Here is a 21,290-nt window from a genome sequence, read left to right as displayed (position 1 = left end):
AGCAGTGCCGGCGGGGCCCGTTCGGTCGGACCCCGCCGGCATCACCAACGGGTATTCATGAGGCGTTTCAGGGCTGTCATCCCGTGGAGGCCGGGGCCAGTGCTTTGCCTGGCGCCTTCTCGAGCTTCGCCCTCTTGGTGAGCATGGCGAAGGCGGCTCCCACGAGCGCGACGACGCCAGCCACGGTGAAGGCCAGACCCATTCCTGAGATGAATGAGGAGTGGACGACATCGGAGAGAGTCTCGGCATGCTGGCCGGGCACGACGTCGGCCGACGGGGCGACTCCGACCTTGGCCGCGTCTTCCATCGTCGCGGCCTCTTCCGGACTGAGTCGTGGCAGGTTCGCCTCCGCCCACTTGTCGGGGAAGACGTTGCCGACCCGGGAGGCCATGAGGACGCCGAGTACGGCGGTGCCGAGACTTCCGCCGACCTGCATCGCGGACTGCTGCAGACCGCCGGCCACACCGGCCAGTTCGGCCGGGGCGTTGCTGACGATGACGTCCGTCGTCCCCACCATCACCGGAGCGAGACCAAGGCCCAGCAGCACGAACCAGAGCGAGGTGATCCCCATACCGCTGTCTGCTTCCAGTGTCGACATCCCCCACAAGGAGGCCGCCGTCAGGAGCATGCCCACCACCAGCGGCCCGCGTGGACCGAACCGACTGATCACGGCACCGGACACTGGAGCACCGACAATCATCATGCCGGTGAGCGGCAGCAGGTGCACACCGCTCTCGACCGGGCTCATGCCATGGACGTTCTGCAGGTAGAACGTAACGAAAAAGAGTCCACCGATGAACGAGAACGCCATCAGCACCATGAGTACGGTTCCCGCAGACAGCGGCACGGAACGGAACATGGCGAGCGGCATCAGCGGCTCGATGGCCCTGCGCTCGCGCAGCGTGAAACCGGCGAAGGCGAGGACGGCGGCGGCCAGGAAGCCCAGCGTCCGCAGATCGCCCCATCCCCAGGCTGGAGCCTTGATCAGGCCCCAGACCAGGCAGAACATGGCTCCGGACAGGAGCACGATGCCGGAGACGTCGAAGGACTTCGGGGCGCGCTCGGCGCGCGCGTCCGTCAGGATGATGAGGCCGACGACGAGCGCGGCGAGGCCGACCGGCACGTTGATGAAGAAGACCGCCTCCCAGCTGACATGCTGGACGAGGAGTCCGCCGACGATCGGCCCGGCAGCAGTCGAGGCGCCGACTACGCCACTCCAGATGCCAATCGCCATGTTGAGCTTGTCGGGCGGGAACGTGACCCGCAGCAGGCCGAGCGCGGACGGCTGCATCAGAGCGCCGAACAGGCCCTGGAGAACGCGGAAGACGACGATCACCGCGACGCTGTCGGAAAGACCGATGGCCGCCGAAGTGACGGCGAAGCCCGCCACTCCGACCAAGAAGGTCTGGCGGTGTCCGAACCTGTCGCCCAGTTTGCCGGCCGTGATCAGTGAGACCGCGAGTGCCAGCAGATAGCCGTTGGTGATCCATTGCACGTCGGCCAACGAGGCGTGGAGGTCCTGCTGGATGGCGGGGTTGGCGATGGCGACGATGGTGCTGTCCAGAGCCACCATCATCACGCCGACCGCGACCGCAAGAAGTGTCGGCCAGGGACGTCCACGCAGACCGGAAGCGGGAGTTTCCCTGACGCCTGGCGGCTCGTCGTGCGTTGCCGTGCTCATTCAGCGTCCCCCTAACGATTTCCGGCAGGACGGACACAGGTGTGACGGGGAGAACATGACCCGAAGGTAACAGCAGTGAGTGACATTTGACAATGCGAGACAGATGTCATCGGGTGGCGCGAGGTAGGGTTGCGGGGTGGATACCGCCGAAACCAAGACCCCCAACAGCACTGGCCTGCGGCAACGAAAGCTCCGCCGTACGCGTAATCAACTGATCCGCGAAGCTCTAGAGCTGTTCCTGGCGCAGGGTTACGAGCACACGACCGTGGAACAGATCACCGAGGCGGTCGAGGTGCATCCGCGTACGTTCTTCCGCCACTTCGCCAGCAAAGAAGAGGTGGCTCTCACACCCATCAGCGCCATCGACGAGGCGTTTCTCGCCGCCCTGGAGGCCCGGCCGACGGGCGAGAACCCGTTGCAGGCCATGAGCGGTGCCTTCCGGGCCGTCCTGGAGCGCGTACGCGACGGTGAACTGGATGGCGGGGACGGCGCGTTGCACATGGCAATGATGCGGCTGGTCGAGCGCACTCCCGAGCTCCTCGCGGAGCATCTGCGCCGCAGCGAGGAGATGGAGGACAAGCTCGCCCGGGTCGTCGCCGCGCGTGAAGGTGTGGATCTCAGCGACGACTTCCGTCCGCGGTTCATCGTGGCAGTGTTCAAGGCATTCGGCCGCGTCGTCACCCGGGACTGGTACCTGCGAGCGGACAGGGATCTGGAAGCCCTGTCTGTGGCGTTCGAGTCCGCTCTGGACTCGCTGCGACCGGAGTTGTTCGGTGACTGGGGTCGCACGGGAGCCTGACGCTCCAGGCTCCCGCTATCACGCTACCGGCGTGTTCCATCGGCGGCGCCTGGACTCACCGCCAGCCTCCACAGCGTGGTCACTTCCGCCTTCCGTGAGGAGTGCAGCGGATCGGCGGGGTCGTGGGCACGGGGGTGCAGCGGCCGGGCGTCAAGGCGTCCCATCACTGTCAGGCCGGCCTGATCGAACAGTTCGGTCAGCTCTGTGCGGGACCGCAGACCCAGGCGCTCAGCAAGGTCGGAGATGATGAGCCATCCCTCACCGCCGGGTTCCAGATGGGCGGACAGGCCGTCGAGGAAGCCGCGGAGCATCCGGCTTCCCGGGTCGTACACCGCGTGTTCGAGCGGCGTCCGGGCCCGGCCCGGAAGCCACGGAGGATTGCAGACGATCAGGGATGCCCGGCCGCCGGGGAACAGATCGGCCTGCTGGATGTCCACGGTGGATGACAGGCCCAGCCGGTTGATGTTCTCTCGCGCGCAGACGAGTGCACGTGTGTCAAGGTCCGTGGCCACCACCCGCCGAACGCCGCGCCGGGCCAAGACTGCGGCGAGAACCCCCGAGCCGGTGCCGATGTCGAATGCCGTGCCCTGTGGCGGCAGCGGTGCCTCGGCCACTAGATCGACGTACTCGCCACGCACCGGGGAGAACACACCGTAGTGCGGCGTGATCGACTCGCCGAGCGCCGGCACGCGGACTCCCTTCTTGCGCCATTCGCCGGCCCCAAGGACACCCTGAAGCTCGCGCAGTGACATGACATAAGGTTCGTGGCACTGCCCGTACGCCTGTTCGCAAGCCAGTCGCACGTCCGGGGCTCGGCGCAGGGGAATCACATGCCCCGCTTCGACCGGCAAGAGCAGCATGCCCAGGATTCGTGCACGTCTCGACTGCGCCTGACGGTACAAATGGAAGCTCTGCTCCGGTGACGCCCCCGGCTTCGGCGGTTTACGGTCGACGCGGCGCGCCATCGCCCCCAGCAGTTGACGGGCGTTGTGGAAGTCACCGCGCCATAACAGCGAGGTTCCCTCGCACGCCAGGCGGAACGCGGTGTCGGCGTTCATCCGGTCATCGGCCACCAGCACCTGTTTTGGTGGCGGCGCGCCGCTCTCCGACCGCCACAGGGCGCACCGCTCCTCTCCCGAACTATCCAACCAGCAAACGGTCTGTTCCTTGTTCACCTCTTCATCATCCCCCGCGCCACTGCTGGCCTTCGACCGGGCCACGGCACTCACCAGCCGACGTCGCGGTGGCGGACGTCCCCCAGGGTCTCCCAGCAAACCCGATCGGACAGCGGCCTTCGCTCAGAAACCGCACTCTCCCACCGGTTCGGCCCTTCCCGGCGCCGGTACGCGCTATCGAGGTAAACATCACCGCAGTGGTTCTGGCCGTCCCTTCTCCAACTCTCGCCCCAGTTCGACGAACTATTGTTCGCTCAGCTCGGGTACCGACTTCGGCCACTCCAAGGCGGCCGAACTGCCGCCAGGCATGGCGCCGCTCCACTGACCGCACCGTGCTACCGGACGAAGGCGCCGCGGACGGTCGTACCGGCAGCGCGTCACGGCTCAGCCCGACGTCACCTCGGCCGGGCTCGGTCGTCGGGCCCTCCTCCCCGCTGCACCACGCGGAGCCGTTCGGCCCGGTCGACACCATCGTCCTGGTCGACACGGAGGCGGAACGGCCGGCCGCCATGAACGCCTCCAACGGCGCCCTGGTGGCCACGCTCTCCACGGACGACCGGTCCACCTACGACCGGCTGGCCCCGCACATCCGCGCCTTCAAGATCGGCCACGGCGTCCCGCGCTCCCGCGGCGACCGCGACGAACCGTTCGGCGGCTCCGGCGCGTCCTGGCGCGGCGCGTTCGTCGGCGGCCTCCTGGTCCGCGCCGTGACCCAGGGCCCGGCCGGGGGACGCCTGCCCGGCAACTTCCCGGAGTACCAGCTCATACCCTGACTCGTGTGACCGCCCGGACACACACCGTGCGCCCCGCCCCACCGCCACCCGGAGACACGGAAAACGCAGGTGAAAGGCACTGCGAAACCTTGGTATGGTTGTCCATGTCGCCGCAGGGGGAACACCCCGCCGAGGCGGCGGACACCTTGTCCGGGTGGCGGAATGGCAGACGCGCTAGCTTGAGGTGCTAGTGCCCTTTATCGGGCGTGGGGGTTCAAGTCCCCCCTCGGACACCAGCTGAGACCCCGGTTCATCTGGGGTCTTTCTGTTTCTCCGGCTGTGGCGTGCCCAACCGCATGATCGACAGCGCAGTCCTGGCTTCGCCGTACGTACTGTCATCCCCTGGTCGCTCTGCGGGCTCCAGGCCGGTGGTGCGGAGGAGGCCGGCGGCCTTGCCGGGTATGCTGAGGGTGACCGGCAGTGCCGGGGCGTGGGCATCCTCCGGCGAAAGACTCCGTGGAGTCGGCAGTCGGCTCGACCGACCTGTTCCAGCTCGCCACCGAGCTGCCTGCCGCGGTCCTCGCCCGCGCCCTCGGCATCGACATCACCGTCGTCGTCAAACGGCAGTGAGCCGCTGCCGCGGACTGGGCCGTCTACGCGGCAGAGATCAGCCGACGCGCCCCCGCCTGGTCACCGAAGCCCGCGGCACCTGCGGCCGAAACGCCCCCGGAGACCACGAGCGGTGGTCTCCGGAGGCCAGGAGCTCAGGCGACCGACGCCCTGAAAGGATCGGTGGGGATGATCCCCGCCTCGTCGAAGAGCCGCTCCAACGCCTCGTGCCCGTGGCGCCTGCGGAACTCGATCTCGGCTGTTGTCACGGGCAGGGTCCACAGGATGTGGGCGTGGCCCCCGGGAACGGGACAGTGTTCCAGGCCGGGCCCGTGGAGGTAGGGCAGGCTGATCAGCAGGTGATCGCAGGGTGAACCCGGCACCCACGGTTCGCCGATCGGCATGCTGTGCTCCAGGTTGAGCCGACGTCCTCCGCGGTGGTAGTGGGCGATCATCGCCATGAGCTCGATGAACCGCTGGTCGCGGACGTGGGCGGTCATGACGAACTCAAGCCCGTGACCGTCCTTCTCCCTCGCGGCCCAGCACCCGGCGGTCACATAGGCCCAACCGTCGCCGCGTGGACCGGGCCCCACGACGAGAACGCGCAGACCGGGCACCACCGCTCGCCGTTCCGGCCCGAGATCGTAGTCGACGACCTCCACCGAGTGCCCCTCGAAGAACGCCCGGACGTGTGACTCGACGGCCTCCGCGGCCGACACCCTCGCATCACTCACCGCGCGATCATCCCAGACCACGATCGACCGCCCCTGCCGGCTCACTCGGCGTCATGGGACCGCCGACGCCGACTCCGCATGCGTACGACACCTCACCGTGCGAGCCCACCAGGCCCGAGACCGTCCTCGGCCCGCGGGGTGCCCTCACGCGAGGCCTTGTCCGTGGCCCGTCCGATGACCGCGGTCGCTCCCGCGTCCACAGCGCCTCCGACCATGCCTCCCAGGAACGGGACCCCCTCGGTGAGCGTGATCGCGGCGCGCTTGGTTCCACGCTTCGCGACGAGTGGGTCCCGGCCACGGCCACGGGCTCCTTGACGAGGCCGGCGACGGCCGCGTCGATGTCGTCCTCCATGCCCTCGGGAGAACGGCGCCCGTTGCCATCAGGGGCTCTGACACGGGAGCCTTGCCGACGGGAGAGACGGTCCTCGGGAACTCCACCAGAGCGGGCTCGGCTGTCCGCTCCACCGGACGCACCGGCCCGTCCCGGCGTCACGTTCGTCGGGTCCGTGCGGGATTCCGCGGTCCCCGGATTCTCCGGTCCGCGCACGGGACTGGTTGACTTCTTCCGCGCGGGCTGCCGGCGCCGCACCTCCGGCCGGGCGGTCCGCGCCGACACAGCGCCGGGACTCACTGAGGGAAGTGCACGTGGAGCAGTTCGCTGCGGGCAAGGTACTGCGCGGCAGGTACCGGTTGGACCGGATCCTGGGCAGAGGGGCGATGGGGCATGTCTGGCAGGGGACGGACGTATATCTGGAGCGTCCCGTCGCGGTCAAGACCGTCGCCGCGGATCTGCTCGCCCTGCCGGACCGGCGCCGCACCGCCCTGGCGCGCTTCGAGAGGGAGGCCAAGACCGCCGCCCGCCTGGACCACGCCAACCTCACCACCGTGTACGACGCGGCCGTGACCGAGGACGTCTGCTGCCTGGTGATGCAGCTCGTCGACGGGACGACCCTCGACAACGTCGTCGACGGCGCCGACGACGGGCGCCTTCCGGTGCCCGCCGCGGTCTCCGTGGCCGCGCAGCTGTGCTCGGGTCTCTCCGCCGCGCACGCCGCCGACCTCGTCCACCGCGACCTCAAGCCCCAGAACGTCATGGTCCGCACCAGCGGCCTGGTGAAGATCCTCGACTTCGGTCTCGTGAAGGTCGTCTCGGACGCCGACCCACAGCTCACCATGACCGGCGAGACGCTCGGCAACATCGCCTACGCCTCACCCGAACTGCTGGCCGGTGAGAGGCCGTTGGACGGTCGCAGCGACCTGTACGCGGTCGGGTGCCTGCTGCACCACATGCTCACCGGCGACCCGCCCTTCCGCGGCCGGGGCCCCGCCGAGATGGCGACCCTGCACCTCACCGCGCCCCCGCCCCGCCTCGCCGACGACGGCGTCGACGCCCCGGCCGCCCTCCAGGACCTGGTGCACGCCCTGCTCGCCAAGCGCCCCGAGGACCGTCCCGGCGATGCGGCGGACGTGTACGCGGCCCTCGCCCCGTACCTGCCGGCCCCCGATCCGGCGTTCGCGACCCGCAGGATGCCGCCGGAGGATCCCCGGCGGCCGTTCCTCGTGCCGCAAGCGCCGGTCATGCCGCGTTAACCGAGGCAGACCGCGGCACGATCCCGGAGCGGGTCACGCTGCGACCGGCGGCCGGACCCCTGTCGGTTCCTTGAGGAACGGGCTCGGCTCCCCGTACCAGAACACGTCCAGGCTGTCCCGGGCGCGCGTGGCCGCCACGAAGAGCGGGGACCGGGCCCGCTGCGTCTCCGTCCGGCGGCGCGCCGGGTCCGTGGCGCGCCGCCGCTGGACGTCCGCGCGCGGCACGAGCCCGTCGGTCACCCCGGCGATGATCATGCGCTGGTACTCCAGCCCCTTGAACCGGAACATCGTGCCGATGTGGACGCCGCTGTCGCCGAGCGGCCCGTCCGGGCCGATCTCCAGCGCCATGACGCCGTGCTCCCGCAGCGTGTACGCGACCTCGCGTGCCATGTCGTTGGTCGGCACCGCGATGGCGATCTGCTCGTGCGGCACCTCCCCCCCCAGGACTCGATCAGCGCGGCGATCGCCTCGCGCTCCTCCGCCCAGTCGGCCAGCCGGTGCAGGTCCGGGATGGCGCCGCTGAGCACGGATCGGTACCCGGCCAGCGTCTCGGCGCTGCCGTCCAGGTCGTCGTACGTCTCCTCGCCGAGCACGTTCAGCGCCGAGCGCAGGATCTGCCGGGTGGTGCGGTAGCTCAGCGACAGCTTCGACGACCGGCCGCGGATGTTGACGCCGAGGCTGCCGAGGGTCACCTGGTTCTTGTAGATGCGCTGGTGGGTGTCGCCGACCAGGAAGAGGTCGTTGCGGTCCGGGGCGGTCATCGCGCGCAGCATCTTCCAGTGCGCGGGCCGCAGGTCCTGGGCCTCGTCGACCACGATGTGCCGGTACCGGTAGCGCAGCCAGCCCCCCGAACCGTCGGCCACGTGGACGTTGTCGAGGCCGCCCGCCTCCTCCCGCCGGCGTTCGATGTCCTGGATGCGCCGGGCGCGTCCCGCCTCCAGCTGCGCCGCCCGCTCCGCGATCTGGTCCCACGTCTGCACTCCGAGCCGGTCCAGGCGCTGGGTGAACCGCTCGGCGAGCTGCCAGATCTCGGCGCGCTCGGCACGGCTGACCGTGCGTCCGCGTCCGGCGCGGCGGGCCCGGAAGTAGTCCGTGCGGGAGGTGACCACCTGGCCGAGGATCACCTGCGTCCACTCGTCGTGCAGGAACTCCGCGTCCCAGCCGTCCTCGCCGAGCTCGTCGAGGAGCGAGCGCCATTCGCGGACCGCCTGCGCCTCGTCGACGATCCGCTTGCGGTTGCCCGGCTCCGCCTCCCGGACGGTGCGCAGCGCGAGCTGGTCGACGTGGCTGATCTCGACGCGCGACAGCAGTGTCTCGCCGCCCAGGGCGAGCAGCCGCGAACGCAGGTCCGCCGCGAGGTTCTTGTTGTACGTGGTCAGCAGGACCGGCTTGGTCCGGCCGGCCGGGAGCCGCTCCACCAGGTGCTTGACCCGGTGCAGCGCCACGATCGTCTTGCCGGTGCCGGGCCCGCCGCCCACGCGCGCCGGACCGCTGTAGTCCCGCGTGACCAGCTTGGCCTGGGTGGGGTGCAGGAACACCTTCCAGCGCCCGAAGTCCTCGCCCTCCAGCGCCTCGCGCAGCGCGTCGTCGGTCGTGGTGACGATGGTGGCGGGACGCTCGGCGGCGGCCCGGAAGTCCTCGGGGTCGACGGGGTCGGGCGCCGCGACGGGGGCGGTGACCTGCTCCAGGACGTCGTCGTACGCCTTGCCGTCGTACAGCGCCAGCAGCACCTCGCCGGTGAGCTGCGGCGCGTACTCGACGAGGCCGAGGAGCTGGTCCTCGGTGGTCAGCGCGGCGACGACCGGCACCAGGGACGGGGCCACGCCCAGGTCGGTGAGCTGCTGCTCCGACCACTGTGCGAACAGCGGCTCCGGGGCGGCCGGTCCGGCGGGACGGGCGGGCTCGGCGGACGGGGCGGTCCGGGGGGCCGCGGGGCTGAGCACCTCCTCCTGCACGACCTGCAGGTCCACGTACTCGATGCCGCCGGTGACGCGGTTGACCGAGTAGGTGAGCCGGTCCAGGTGCGCGTACACGTCCTTGCGGTGCTTGACCGAGACGATCAGCCAGTCGTCGTCGGCCAGCCGCAGCAGCAGCGCGCGGTACTCGTCGTTGACGCGCGCCGAGTGCAGCTTGTCGTGCCCCTGCAACTGCTTGAGCCGCAGGCCCGCGGAGTCGGGGTTGGTCTTGAACTTGTGCTGGAAGTCGTAGATCGCGCCCTTGACCGGGCGGGGGAGCTTGAGGATCTCCCGGTCCGCCTTGTCGAGTAGGCGCAGTGTGACGTTTTTGCCGGTCACGGCTTGTCGTTCCCCCCGTTGTCCGTGGTGGTGTCGTCTGACTGGTGGTGACCGAGGCGGTCCGCGAGGGCGTCGGCCGTCCAGTCGGCGGCGGTCCGCACCTCCCAGCCGGCCGCGGCGAAGTCGCGGTCCCGGTCGGCGGCCTCCGGGTCGAAGTCCTCGCCCTCCGGTGGGTTCGGGGTACGGACGACTCCGACGCGTGCGTCCGGCCAGGCCAGTTCGGCCTGCCAGCCGGTGTTCGCGTCGAGCTCGTAGCCGTCCCGGGGCACCGGGACGCCCCGCGCGGCGAGGGTCTCGGCGAGCGCGAGCAGGCCGCGCTCGTCCGGGTCGAGGTATTCGATGACCTTGTCCCAGGCCGTGTCCCGGAGGGGCGGGGCGGACACCTCGACGACAGCCGGGGGAGCTTGCGGCGCGGTCTCGGCCGGCGCGAGCGTGAGGCGGACGCTCTGAAGGACCCCGCTCCCGCCCGTGACCGCCAGCGTCTCCACCGGGAACCCGTCGAGACGGCTGGTCGTCAGCTGGACGGCGTCGCCGCCCCCGGTGTCCAGGAACTGCAGCAGGTTGGACCAGTACAGCCAGGCCCGCCAGCGCCGCTTGTGCGCCTCCTCGCGGGCGTGGACGCCGGGCGCGTCGTCGAGGAGGACGATGCCCGTCCAGGCGGGGGGCCTCACCCGGCCGTCGGCGGCGCACACCAGCGGCAGTCCCGAGCGGTCGGTCACCGTGAAGAGCTGCACCGGCCCGGCCGGCCCGGCGGGGGCCGTCCCGCGCAGCGCCGCCGTGATCTGCCCGCCCAGCGCGTCCGGCGCGAGGACGACCGGGCGGGCCCCGGCGCCCATGAAGCCGGCCAGGGCGGCCTCCGCCCGCCACTACTAGAGCTCCGCGTCCGGCCGGCGCAGGTACTCCACGAGCTGTACGGCCGGATTGGTCCACACCGTCTCCGCCAGCTCCCCGGGCAGTCCGCCCCGGGCGGCGGCGTAGTACGCGCGGGCCTTCTCCTGGGCCTTGGCGCCGTACGGCTCCCACACCGGGTCGGCCGGTCCCGTGCCCGAGGAGCCGGTGTCCCGGACGCGGCGCCTCCAGTCGCTCACGTCGCCGTAGGTGAGCTGGAAGACCCGCAGCCCCTCCGCGCGCAGCCGGGTCCGCTTGTCGGCGTCGTCACCGACGCGATTGTGCTCGTGTCCGGCGTGGAACTCGTAGCCGTCCAGGTAGAGCGCCACGCGCGGGCCGGGCGCGTCGACCCGTTCGAAGAGGACGTCGGGGCGGGTGCCGTCGAGGACCCGCTGCTGGGAGACCCGCCAGCTCAGCGTGGTGCCGTCGGCGGAGGTCAGCCGCAGGTCCAGCGCGTGGGTGCCGGCCGGCGTGATGTAGGCGTCGCCGCTGGCGCGGCTCTCGGGCAGCGCGGCCCACTCCCGCAGCGTGTCGATGAACAGCACCTCGAGGTCGCTCTCGGCCTGCTGGTGCATCGGGATGTGCTGGGTGGTGGCGACGGGGGAGGTGAACCAGCGTTCGCCGTCCGCGCCGAGCAGCTCGTCCAGCATCTGCCGGACTTCGTTGCGGCTGACCTTGTCGTAGTCGGCGGGCGGGACGCGGCGCAGCAGGCAGCGGTGGCAGCCGTCGAGGCCCTTCCGCAGGCAGTCGCAGTCCTCGATGACCTCGCGGGCCTTCAGCAGCACCTCGCGGAAGCCGTCGGAGGTCGCCAGGCGGTGCAGGTAGCCGGTGCCGCCGGGCAGCCGGTCGTAGACCACGAGGAACCGGCGCGGCCAGTCGCGGTCCTCGCCGTCCGGCATGGACGCGGCGGTGATGTCGATGTGGTCGGGGTCGCCGCCGTAGCGGGCCGCTATGCCCGCGAACAGCGCGGCGGTGAACGAGGCGAGCCGCTCCCTGGCCCGCGCCACGGACGCCGGCAGCAGGATGCGCACGGCCTCCGTGGTCAGCTCGTGCGCCAGCAGCAGCGGCACGTCCTCTCCTGCGCCCTGCCCCTCCCCGCCGCCGCGCAGCCGCCGGCGCGGGCACCACAGCTGGTGGTGGGCGCTGGCCCGGGTGGACAGGGCAAGGGACGCGGTGAGCGCGTGCTGCGACTGGTCGACGACCGGCCGCCCGTCGGCCGTGGCACCACCGCAACTGGTGCACACGTAGAACGGGTTCAGGCGTACGTCGTCCCCGGCCAGCGGGACCGTGCTGCTGCCGTCCTGCCGGTCGATGCCCAGGTTGAGGGTGCGTACGACGGCCTTGCGGGTGAAGTCGGCGCCGAAGACCGCGCCGTCGTGCCGCCAGGAGCCGGCCGCCAGGTGCGCGGGGTCGACGTCGACGGTGGTGAGCACCGCGTACCGCCTGCGGTCCCGCTCGTCGCGGTCGTCCCGCACCCGGGCGTCGTCCCGCTTGTCCCGGGACGTCACGCGCTTGGGCTCCAGGACGTGGTGCACGCACCCCGCGTCGGCGATCTCCCGGGAGCCGCACCGCGGGCACGGCGAGGTGTCGTTCTTCGGGTCGCCGTGGGTGCGCGCGTACCCGCAGGCCGGGCAGAGCCGCCACACCGCCCAGGCACGCCGCTCCGGGCTGCCGATGTCGAGGGCGCGCACGACGTGCCGGTAGCCGTTGACGTAGAAGCTGTTGCCGGGCGCGAGTTCGGTCAGGGCCAGTTTGCGGGACTGCTCGTAGTCGCGCGTCTCGCTGCGGTACACCCACTCCCGGCGCTCGTCGTCACCCTCCGGCGCCTCCGCGTCCTCGTCGCTCCCGGCGGCCTCCTTCCAGTAGAGGGTGGCCTCCAGGGACGTCGTGGTGTCGGTGAGGCTGTAGTTGGGCAGCAGGCCGAGCTCGACGAGGGCGCCGTGGGCGCTGGTCTGGCTGAGCCGGCGCAGCAGTTCGCCCGTGGCGCGCCGCTCCGCCAGCAGCTCGCGCCGCTCGGCGCCCTGTTCGCGGTCCTCGGCGAGCAGCCCGTCCATGGCGGTGTCGATGGCGGCGATGCGGCGGCGCAGCTCCTCGCGGCGCGCCGTCCACTCCTCCTCGGCCTCCGCCAGGGTGCGCGCGATGCCGCCGGTGGCGTACGCGCGCAGCTCGTCCGCGGCGTGCGCGGACACCCCCCCCGGTCGTCGTCCGGGCCGCCCGGCGCCTGCGGGAACAGCGCCAGGAACTCCTCCACCAGACGGGTCCCGTGGGTGAGCGCCGCGTCCGACAGGTCCTGGCACCAGCCGGACGTGCCGAACAGCGCCGACGACAGGCGCGGCACCGGCGTCAGCGGCTCGCCGTCCGCCGTGGTCAGTTCGCCGCGCGCCGCCCGGTCCAGCAGGTGCGCCGTGTACTGGCGGCGCAGGATCTCGACGGCCGACAGGTAGCAGCCCGGCGGCACGATGTCACCGGCGATCATCTCGGTCGGGTCGTCCAGGTAGTACCGGTCGCGGGCCCGGCGCCCGCCGAAGGCGACCACCAGCGCGTTGCCGGTCCGGCGCCCGGCGCACCCGGCGCGCTGCACGTAGTTGGCCGGGCCGCCCGGCAGCGAGCCGAGCAGCACGGCCGACAGGTCGCCGATGTCGATGCCCAGTTCCAGGGTGGGCGTGCAGGACAGCACGTTGGGGTCGGTGTAGTGGGTGCCCTGCCGGAACGCCCGCTCCACGCCCTCGCGTTCGGGCCGGGTCAGCATGCCGGTGTGCTCGGCGGTGACGACCCGGTAGGTGCCGCCGGTCAGATAGAGACGGCGGTAGTAGTCGGCCCGGTAGTCGCGCTCCAGTCTCCCGCCGAAGCCGCCGCTGCCCGCCCCGGCCGACGTCATGTCGTACGGGGGAGGCGCCAGGACGCCGGTGCAGCGCCAGCGCGGGCAGGGGTGCCCGTACCAGCGGGTGCGCCGCTCGGGCGGCACCACCTGCTGCCAGCCGCACTCCTCGCAGGACACGAACGCCTTGTTGACCAGGTCGTCGGCGAGCAGCCGCACGTGGATGTGGCCCGGCTGGAGTCCGTACACGCGGGTGGTGCGGTCCTCGGCGGTACGCGCCGACAGCACGCCCTCGTCGGCGAGGACGGGCAGCAGCCGGCGCAGGTACTCGCTCGCCTGGGCGGCGTCCAGGCCGAGGCAGCGCCGCGTCCAGTCCTGGTACCAGTTGCCGCGCCCGGTGACCGTGTCGAACTTGCTCTTTTCCTTGGGTCCGGCGAGCAGGAACCTCGGCGGTGCCACGTACCCCTCGGGGAAGGCCGGCATCCCCTCCGGCCGCTGCCCGGAGATCAGGTACTGGTTGACGCCCGCTTCCTTGATCCAGGTGTCCAGCCACCGGTGCCGGACGCCGCCGCGCAGCCGCATCCGCTCCAGCAGCCCCCGCACGTACGCCAGGTACCGGTCGGGGGTGGGCAGGCCGCCGTCCAGGCCGAGCTGTCCCGGCAGGGTGAGGTGCAGGTCGCGGGCGAGCGCGACGATCCGGTCCGGTTCGGCGATCACGACCTCGGCGGCCGTGGTCCGGGTCAGCTCCAGGGTGCGCCCGAGCCGCGAGCGCAGCCCGAACTCCATGACGGCTCCGAACGCGAGCCGCTCCCCGATGAGCTTCCAGGTCCGCGCGTCCCCGGTGCCGCGCCCCGACAGGAGCCGGTCCACGCCCGGTTCGTCGTGCAGGTCCGGCGGGACGACCGCGGCCAGCGTCTGCGGGTCGTCCACGGAGTCCAGTACGTCGCCGATGAGATCGTTGAGCGGAACCGGCGCACCCGAGTCGTCCAGCCGGTGCGCCAGCAGCGAGCGCAGCGAGAACTTGTACGAGGCGTTGGCGACGTATCCGGCGCGGTGCGCCGCGTCCTGCGTGGAGTCGTTGAACAGCAGCGTCTTGCGTTCCTCCGGCGCCAGCGCGATCTCGTGGCCGCCGGTGAACAGCTGCGTGACCGTCGCGGAGGCCAGCGCGGCGAGCGCGGTGCCCAGGAACCGGATGCCGTTCTCGGCGCCGCACGCGGGACAGGTGTCGTCCTTGGCGGCCCGGTCGGCGGTCTTCTTGTCCAGGACGGCCCGCGCGAACCAGGCGTCCTGCAGCCCTTCCGCGTCCTCGGCGACGGGCATCCGGTAGGTGCCCTGCGTCCCGTCCAGCACCACCACCGACTGCGGGTCGACGCCGCCGGCCTGCTTCGGCGCGGCGCCGGTGAGCACCGCGAGGGCGTCCCGCGCCTCGGCCTGCGTCGCCGAGATGAAGTACCGCAGCCGCCGCTTGTCCCGTCCGAGGGCGGCCTGCCAGATCTTCGGCGGACTGCTCTCCAGCTTCTGCGGATCGGCCTCCGGGGACAGGGCGGCCCAGCCGGAACGGCCGCACACCCGGCAGTAGACGGCGGGCAGGTGGGCCTGGGCCGGCCGCTGCACGGTGTCCGAACCGGGCAGTGCCTCGGGCCGCCGCGCGTCCGCCGACGGCCACTCGTCGCCGTCGGACGACTCCTCGGACGCGGACGCCGCGGTGAGCGCGGAGCGCCGCGCGAGGGTCCGCTCGTCCTCGTACCAGCGGAACTCCGGCCGGCCGCTCACCCCGCTCAGCACCCGCCCCACCGGCCGCACCCACAGGTGCGCCTCGATGTGCAGCAGCGGACGCGGCCGGCGCTCGTCGGACTCCGGGTCCCGCGCGGACGACAGCAGCGCCACGAACCGCGACAGCGCCTCCAGCGCGAGCCGCGGGTTCTCCCGCGCGGTGCGCGCCCACGCGTACCCGAAGCGGGCCATGCGGTCCCGCAGCCCCCACTCGTCGAGCGGCTCGCCGTTCAGCAGCGCGAGCACCCCGTGGGTGAAGTCGTGCTTCTTCAGCAGCCGCCCGATCCGGAACGCGTCCAGGCCGCGCCGCCCCAGCAGCCGCTCGGCGAGCCCGTCCAGATCGAGCCGGTCCGGGTCGGACTCCACGCCCGGCCCGCCGGAGACCTCGATGACCTCCTTGGGGCCGGGCGGCACGGGCAGCTCGTAGTCGATGTCGCCGGTGAAGTCGTCGGCGCTCAGCCGCTCCTCGCCGATCACCGCGTCCGGACCGAACGGCACGCCGAACACCTGCTCGGCGACGGCGAGGATGCCACTGCCGTCGCCCCCGCCCTCACCGAGGGTCGCCGAGGTCGCCACCGGGCAGATCGACCCGAGCGGCCGCTCCGGCTTCGAGGCGCCCACGGCGGACGCCAGCCGCCGCAGCAGCATCGCCACGTCCGTGCCCTGCGCGCCGTCGTAGGTGTGGAACTCGTCCAGGACGACGTACGCCGGGTCCGCTCCCTCCCACAGCGGCCGGTCCTCGGCCCGCTGGAGCAGCAGGTCCAGCATCTTGTAGTTGGTGATCAGCACGTCCGGCGGCGCCTGGCGCATCTCCTCGCGCCGCGTCATCACCCGCCGGAAGTCCGTGTCCGGCTTGTCGCCGATGTAGAGACCGGCCGTCACCTGCGCCAGCTCCGACTGTGCCAGGTACTCCCCGATGCGCCCCGCCTGGTCGGTGGCGAGCGCGTTCATCGGGTACAGCAGTACGGCCTTCACGCCGCGCCGCCCCAGCGCCTTCTCCCGCTTGCAGTGATCGAGCACGGGGATCAGGAACGACTCCGTCTTGCCCGACCCGGTGCCGGTCGTCACGAGCGTCGGCTCGGCCGCACCCCGGTACGTGCTCAGCCGCTCCCACGCCTTCGCCTGGTGCCGCCACGGCGTGAACGACGGCTGCCACTCCAGCGCCGCCTGCCATCCGTCCTCCGCCGGATGGAACGGCGTCCTGATCCGCAGGAACGGCCCCCGGAAGATCCCCGTCTCCGGATCCCCGAGGAACCGCTCCAGCGCGCGCCGCGTGTCCTCGTCGGCCAGCGCGTACGTCGTCGTGAGGTACTGCGTCAGACTGCCGCGCAGCTGCGCGGCGGCCAGGGTGGGCTTCACGAGGACCTTTCGGGCAGAACGGTCACCGCGACCGCCGGGTGCGCGGTGCCCGTGACGGTGGCACCGGCGTCGTGACGATCGCCACCAAAAATAGTGCCCACCTCGGACAACGGGACCCACCTGGCCCCAACCCGGACGCGCGCGAAAGGGGGCGAACGTTCGAAAAAGGGCAAATGGTTGCGCCGTCGGTCGTCCACGGGGCCAGGCCCGGCCGTGTCCGGCCGAACGGCACCGGCCGAAGCCGGTGATCCGGGTGCCGTCGCGACCGAGGGGTTCACGATCGCGGGCGAGTACGCATCACCGGCTCACTGTTCCGGCTCCGTGGCGGAGACGCCCGGGAAAGCGGCATCCCTTACGCGCACCACCGGGATCCGTCGTCAGGGTGTCCACTCCGACGTATCGGTCTCGGGTGTGTACGTAGGCTGGTTGTTCTTGTTCCAGGTGAGTCCGGACGCCGGCACGGTGACGATGCGGAATTTGGTCAAGTCCGTGCCGGGTGCTGTCACGTACCGTGTTTCGTACGCATGGTTCCGGTTGGGTGCTGTGACGCGGAACGTGTACGCGTCGTCCCCCTTCTCGCCCCAGTGGGCCGGGATCCTCTGCTTGTAACGCTTTCCTTCCGAGGAAACGATCAACGAAGCCTGGAAAGTGCAGGACTTCGTGCCGGAGAAGAAATGAAGGAGGATTTCCCGCTGGTCGCCCTTCTCGAGGGTGACGTTGACCCTGGAAGGTTCACCGGGCAGCCCCTCGGTGTTCATCTTGCGGGCGATCGGGCGTGGAGCGTCCACGTTGAAGGCGAACACCGCGGGCATTTCCAACGATCCGCCGTCCCCGATGGGCGGGGTCGCGAAGAGAGCGCCGCCCGGCTCGGGCTCCGTGCATTTCCGGTGTGTGATCTCCACCCCTTGAACAAGCACAGTGTGTTTGTGCTTGCTCAGCACGTTCACCGCGACACCGGTCGAATTCAGGGGCGTCCAGTGCTTTTGCAGCCATGCGAAAGACGGCTGGCTGTCATCCGTCGATGGCATGTCGAACAGTTGACCCGCGTACTTGTCGCTCCCGTCTTCCTTCGCATACCAGGAAGGGCCCCAATACGATTCGCCGGCGGAGATCTTCAACGGGTCGCCGGCCTCGAACGCCTCGTCGGCTCCGTCCTCCGCCTTGTCGTCGAAGTACTGGAGCGCGGCGATGACGACCGATACCGTGGTGACCACGGCGACCGTGATGCCGAGGGCGTAGGTTCTTCGGTTGTTCCTCTTCTGCTCCTCGGCGGCGCTCCGCGAAATCTCATTGGACTCCCGCGGATAACGCTCAGGGTCGGGAGGCGTCACCCATACGTGCGGCGCACCGGGTTGAGGGCCCGGTGTGGGAGCGGGCGCCGGCGGGTTCGGTTGCGGCGCTCCTCCGTACGGTGCCCCGTGCTGAGGGACCGGCGCGGGAGCCGGCTGCGCCTGAGGCGGCAGCGGCGCCCCTCCCTGCGGTACTCCGTTCGTGGCGGGATCCGGATGCCCAGGGCCGGGCGGTGGCGGCGTGGCCATGACGTGCTCCGTGCGTCGTGAGTGCCAAAAGGTGTTCAGGTGAACGTAGTTGTGGCAGACGTCGGGCACCTTGTCCACGAGACGCAGGTGTTCCACGGGTCGCTTCGCTGAGAACGGCGCGTTCTGGAGGGCGGGTTGTCCATTCTGTTTCGCTCGGTGAGTGCCCCGCCCGAGTGTTGACGCGTCGATCCGGCGGGCGAGTGCCCGCGCAGGGCGGGTGCTCCGTTCCCTTCCGTGCACCGCCGGCCGACACGGTACGGCCGCCGAGCCCGTGGGGACCGCGCGGCTTCCGCCCGGTATCCGCGCCCGAACCGCGCACCCCCTTGTACGAGGAGCACGGTTCGGCTCAGGGGTGTCCGGCGTCCGGCGGCCCGGCGGCTGCTGCCCGGTGAGGGTGACGGGTCCGGGCATCCGACGCGACGCGGACCACCGCCCACACCGTCTTGCCGGGGCCGCCGCGGCGGTCGGTGACGCCCCAGTCGTCGGCGAGGGCGGTGACGAGGAGGAGGCCGCGGCCGGACTCGGCGTCCGGGTCCGCGGGGGTGGCGGCGGGCCGGCGTTCCGCGCGGGTGTCGGAGACCTCCACGCGCAGCCGCCCGCCGTCCGCCTCGGCGGCCAGCCGGACGTGGAAGTCCCGGCCGGGCACGCGTCCGTGCCGGACGGCGTTGGCGCACAGCTCGGCGGTGATCAGGGCCAGCGTCTCGTTGACGTGGCCGTCGTACGGGTGCCCCCAGGAGTTGAGGCAGTGCGCGACGAACAGCCGGGCCAGCCGGGCGCCGCGCGGGGTGGAGGTGAAGGCCATCGCGAACTCGGCGGCGGCGTCGGTGGGACGGGAGGGAGGGAGCGGGGAGAGCGAGATGTGCATGCGCTCAGCGTTGCGGCCGTACCGGTCCCGTGACCAGCGGTGACACCTGTACGACGGGGCGCTGTACGCCGGTGGGACGCCGGTGTGAGGACCCGGTTGCTACGTCTTCCGGGCCAGCCCGGCGACGATGAGGTGTTCCCAGACGGTGAGCTCCCGTTCCTCGCCTCCGGCGCCCCACGGGGTGCCGCCGACCGGGTCGGGACGCCACCGGGGCGCCGGGACGATCCCGGGGTCGAGGAGCTCCAGGCCGTCCAGCAGGGCGGCGATCTCCTCGTCGGTGCGCCACCGGCCGCGGCCGAAGGTCTGCTGGAGGACCCGCTCGGCCTCCACGGTCTCCGGGTTGTCGCCGGACCGGAAATGGCTGACGAAGAAGTGGCTCCCGGACGGCACGTGGTCGCGCCAGTGACGGACGATCCCGGCCGGGTCCTCCTCGTCGTTGACGTGGTGGAGGATCGCGCTGAAGACGACGGCGACGGGACGGTCGAAGTCGATCAGTTCCCGGGTGTCCGGGTGGGTGCGGACGCCTTCCGGGTCACGTACGTCGGCCCGGACGACCCGGGTGCGGTCGTTCTGCTCCAGCAGCGCACAGCCGTGGACCAGCACCTGGGGGTCGTTGTCGACGTACACGATCCGGGACTCCGGGGCGTACCGCTGCGCGACCTGGTGGACGTTGTCGGCGGTCGGCAGACCGCTGCCCAGGTCGATGAACTGCCGTATGCCGGTGGTCGTCACGATCTGCGCGATGGCCCGCGTCAGGGCCGCGCGGTTGGCGAAGGCGATGGCCACCGACCCGGGGAGGTCCCGGAAGAACACGTCACCGACCGCCCGGTCCACGGCGTAGTTGTCCTTGCCGCCGAGCAGATAGTCGTAGACGCGGGCGATGCTGGGCCGGGTGGAGTCGATGGAGGAGCCTTCAACCGTCATACCGCCCATCCTCTCCCGCGACATCGCCCGCCCACCGGCGTTCCGGCATCCCCGGGCGGTCCTCGACGGGATCGTGTGGAAGGTCCCTACCGGTACGGCCCGTCGGGACGTGCCCGAGCGGTACGGTCCCCGGGCCACATCGCCCGCCCGCTTCCGCCGATGGGCCGAGAACGGCACTTCCGAGCGGATGCTCCGGGCCGCCCGGGCCGGGGCCGGCGCGGCCGGAGCGCGAGAAGAGGGCTTCGCACCCCGGGACGACTCCGCCGCGCGATTCGGCCGGGTGCCGGTTCCGGCTTCAGCGGCGCGTGAGCACGCGGAACTCGTTGCCGTCGGGGTCGGCCAGCAGCACCGCGCCGTCCCCTCCATGGGCGGATCCGAGACGCTTCGCCCCGAGGGAGAGCAGACGCTCGACCTCCGCTTGCTGATCGTCGTCCGGGACGAGGTCCAGGTGCAGGTCCTTGCCGGGGTCCGGCATGAGCGGCGGACCGCCCCACGTGATCTTCGTACCGCCGTCCGGTGACTGGACGGCGGTCTCCTCGTCCTGGTCCCAGACCAGCGGCCAGCCCAGCGCCTCGCTCCAGAAGTAGCCCACGGCCTGCGAACCGTCGCAGGCGAGCGCTCCGATGAAGCCGCAGCCGGCCAGGAAATTATTGTGCGGCTCGAGGACACAGAACTCGTTGCCCTCGGGGTCGGTGAGCACGACATGGGCCGCGTCCGGTCCCTGGCCGATGTCGGCGTGCCGCGCGCCGAGGGCGAGCGCTCTGGCCACGGTCTCCTGCTGGTTCTCCAGGGAGGAGCTGGTCAGGTCGAAGTGCAGCCGGTTCTGGGCGACCTTCCGCGCCTGGGAGGGATGGAAGCCGAGGCGGTAGCCGGCGTCGTTCCCGGACAGCAGGGCGACGCCGTCGTAGGAATCGTCGGCTCCCTCCAGGCCCAGGACGCCGGACCAGAAATGCGCCAGGCGCCCGGGCTGGTGCGCGTCGAAGGAGATTGCGAAGAGTCGACTGCTCATTGCGCCACGCATCCTCGGTCCGTTGAGTGCCGGCTGTCGGCAGGGCGCCCTGCCGGCGCCTCGAACGAGGATCCTAGGGGCGGCCCGGCCTCGGTCGCAGCCGAGTATTCCGCGGCCTCGGAGCCTCCGCTGTCTGGGCTGAGGCAGGTGAGCCTGCTGGTCCGGGGCGTGAAGGACGGCCGGCCAGGGTTCCCGTGGGCGTCGAGGCGGATGACGTCGACGGCGGTGGCGGACCTCGGGCAGGCCGCGGCAGCGGGCCCGGCGGAGGACGGTGACGTCGAGGGCCTGGTCGAGCGGCCCGACCAGCAAGATCCACTCGGCGCGTGTTCTGGGTCCCGATCACGCCGATACGCTCAGCGCCGGTTGTCCGCATGCGACTTATATGGGTGATGCGGGGGAGTACGCGGAGGCGGCGCGGTTGTCGGCGGGGGGGGTGCCTCTATGTCCTTCGTCAAGCGAGTCGAGGGGTCCTCGGCTCGTAGAAGGTTCCGTCGCGGAGCATGGCGAACAGGACGCTGATG

Annotated in this window: 12 protein-coding genes, 1 tRNA gene and 3 pseudogenes; 5 read left to right on the top strand and 11 right to left on the bottom strand. The window is 71.4% G+C overall.

From position 1 onward, the window contains the following. Nucleotides 1–76 precede the first annotated feature (76 nt). The gene (gene tcmA, locus ACH5AO_RS36235) at nucleotides 77–1,681 is read right to left on the bottom strand and encodes a tetracenomycin C efflux MFS transporter (RefSeq protein ID WP_398932281.1); all 1,605 of its coding nucleotides are present in this window, start codon (nucleotides 1,679–1,681) and stop codon (nucleotides 77–79) included. 136 nt (nucleotides 1,682–1,817) lie between these two features. Between tcmA and ACH5AO_RS36230 the strand changes: the two genes are divergently transcribed. Continuing rightward, complete coding sequence (locus ACH5AO_RS36230) at nucleotides 1,818–2,480, top strand: TetR/AcrR family transcriptional regulator (protein WP_398932279.1); 663 nt, start codon at nucleotides 1,818–1,820, stop codon at nucleotides 2,478–2,480. Between the two features lie 23 nt (nucleotides 2,481–2,503). Here ACH5AO_RS36230 and ACH5AO_RS36225 read toward each other — a convergent pair whose 3' ends face one another. Beyond that, nucleotides 2,504–3,655, bottom strand: a complete 1,152-nt coding sequence (locus ACH5AO_RS36225) for a methyltransferase (RefSeq protein WP_398932277.1) — start codon at nucleotides 3,653–3,655, stop codon at nucleotides 2,504–2,506. A 422-nt stretch (nucleotides 3,656–4,077) separates the two neighbouring features. Here ACH5AO_RS36225 and ACH5AO_RS36220 point away from each other — a divergent pair. Continuing rightward, a pseudogene (locus ACH5AO_RS36220) lies at nucleotides 4,078–4,428 on the top strand (aldehyde dehydrogenase family protein); the annotation flags it as partial. Between the two features lie 148 nt (nucleotides 4,429–4,576). Then, nucleotides 4,577–4,664, top strand: a tRNA-Leu gene (locus tag ACH5AO_RS36215). 468 nt (nucleotides 4,665–5,132) lie between these two features. Here ACH5AO_RS36215 and ACH5AO_RS36210 read toward each other — a convergent pair. Then, nucleotides 5,133–5,711, bottom strand: a complete 579-nt coding sequence (locus tag ACH5AO_RS36210) for a suppressor of fused domain protein (RefSeq protein ID WP_398932275.1) — start codon at nucleotides 5,709–5,711, stop codon at nucleotides 5,133–5,135. A 645-nt stretch (nucleotides 5,712–6,356) separates the two neighbouring features. On the opposite strand from ACH5AO_RS36210, the gene ACH5AO_RS36205 reads away from it, so the two are divergent. Further along, nucleotides 6,357–7,301 carry a serine/threonine-protein kinase gene (locus ACH5AO_RS36205; RefSeq protein ID WP_398932274.1) on the top strand — a complete coding sequence of 315 codons (945 nt, stop codon included), beginning with the start codon at nucleotides 6,357–6,359 and terminating at the stop codon, nucleotides 7,299–7,301. 33 nt (nucleotides 7,302–7,334) lie between these two features. Here the strand turns inward: ACH5AO_RS36205 and ACH5AO_RS36200 are convergent. The 7 genes and pseudogenes from ACH5AO_RS36200 to ACH5AO_RS36170 all read right to left on the bottom strand — a co-directional run bounded on the left by ACH5AO_RS36200 (nucleotide 7,335) and on the right by ACH5AO_RS36170 (nucleotide 19,760). Next, a pseudogene (locus tag ACH5AO_RS36200) lies at nucleotides 7,335–9,595 on the bottom strand (UvrD-helicase domain-containing protein). Then, nucleotides 9,592–10,431 (bottom strand): hypothetical protein, encoded by an 840-nt coding sequence (locus ACH5AO_RS36195; RefSeq protein ID WP_398932272.1) that lies wholly within the window; start codon nucleotides 10,429–10,431, stop codon nucleotides 9,592–9,594. Before ACH5AO_RS36195 ends, ACH5AO_RS36200 begins: the two are co-directional and overlap by 4 nt. A 33-nt stretch (nucleotides 10,432–10,464) precedes the next feature. After that, nucleotides 10,465–11,490, bottom strand: a complete 1,026-nt coding sequence (locus ACH5AO_RS36190) for a DUF1998 domain-containing protein (protein WP_398932304.1) — start codon at nucleotides 11,488–11,490, stop codon at nucleotides 10,465–10,467. 734 nt (nucleotides 11,491–12,224) lie between these two features. Next, complete coding sequence (locus tag ACH5AO_RS36185) at nucleotides 12,225–16,433, bottom strand: DEAD/DEAH box helicase (RefSeq protein ID WP_398932270.1); 4,209 nt, start codon at nucleotides 16,431–16,433, stop codon at nucleotides 12,225–12,227. 377 nt (nucleotides 16,434–16,810) lie between these two features. Then, nucleotides 16,811–17,764 (bottom strand): hypothetical protein, encoded by a 954-nt coding sequence (locus tag ACH5AO_RS36180; RefSeq protein WP_398932268.1) that lies wholly within the window; start codon nucleotides 17,762–17,764, stop codon nucleotides 16,811–16,813. 553 nt (nucleotides 17,765–18,317) lie between these two features. Then, nucleotides 18,318–18,836, bottom strand: a complete 519-nt coding sequence (locus ACH5AO_RS36175; RefSeq protein WP_398932266.1) for an ATP-binding protein — start codon at nucleotides 18,834–18,836, stop codon at nucleotides 18,318–18,320. 99 nt (nucleotides 18,837–18,935) lie between these two features. Then, a complete protein-coding gene (locus ACH5AO_RS36170; protein WP_398932264.1) occupies nucleotides 18,936–19,760 on the bottom strand; it encodes an SAM-dependent methyltransferase in 825 nt (274 codons plus the stop codon). Between ACH5AO_RS36170 and ACH5AO_RS36165 the strand changes: the two are divergent. Beyond that, nucleotides 19,717–19,938, top strand: a pseudogene (locus ACH5AO_RS36165) (transposase); the annotation flags it as partial. The gene ACH5AO_RS36170 and the pseudogene ACH5AO_RS36165 overlap by 44 nt on opposite strands. Before the next feature lie 117 nt (nucleotides 19,939–20,055). On the opposite strand, the gene ACH5AO_RS36160 reads toward ACH5AO_RS36165, so the two are convergent. Then, nucleotides 20,056–20,769: a VOC family protein gene (locus ACH5AO_RS36160; RefSeq protein ID WP_398932262.1), complete on the bottom strand. Its 714-nt coding sequence runs from the start codon at nucleotides 20,767–20,769 to the stop codon at nucleotides 20,056–20,058. Nucleotides 20,770–21,290 lie beyond the last annotated feature (521 nt).

The organism is Streptomyces sp. NPDC018964, from assembly GCF_044390325.1.
Classification (GTDB): domain Bacteria; phylum Actinomycetota; class Actinomycetes; order Streptomycetales; family Streptomycetaceae; genus Streptomyces.
This window is presented reverse-complemented; position numbering and strand designations above follow the sequence as displayed.

Bases quoted from the DNA above. Each gene is read 5' to 3' on its own strand.
- ACH5AO_RS36175 (WP_398932266.1), bottom strand. From the start codon at position 18,836: ATGCACATCTCGCTCTCCCCGCTCCCTCCCTCCCGTCCCACCGACGCC.
- ACH5AO_RS36170 (WP_398932264.1), bottom strand. From the start codon at position 19,760: ATGACGGTTGAAGGCTCCTCCATCGACTCCACCCGGCCCAGCATCGCC.
- tcmA (WP_398932281.1), bottom strand. From the start codon at position 1,681: ATGAGCACGGCAACGCACGACGAGCCGCCAGGCGTCAGGGAAACTCCC.
- ACH5AO_RS36160 (WP_398932262.1), bottom strand. From the start codon at position 20,769: ATGAGCAGTCGACTCTTCGCAATCTCCTTCGACGCGCACCAGCCCGGG.
- ACH5AO_RS36195 (WP_398932272.1), bottom strand. From the start codon at position 10,431: ATGGGCGCCGGGGCCCGCCCGGTCGTCCTCGCGCCGGACGCGCTGGGC.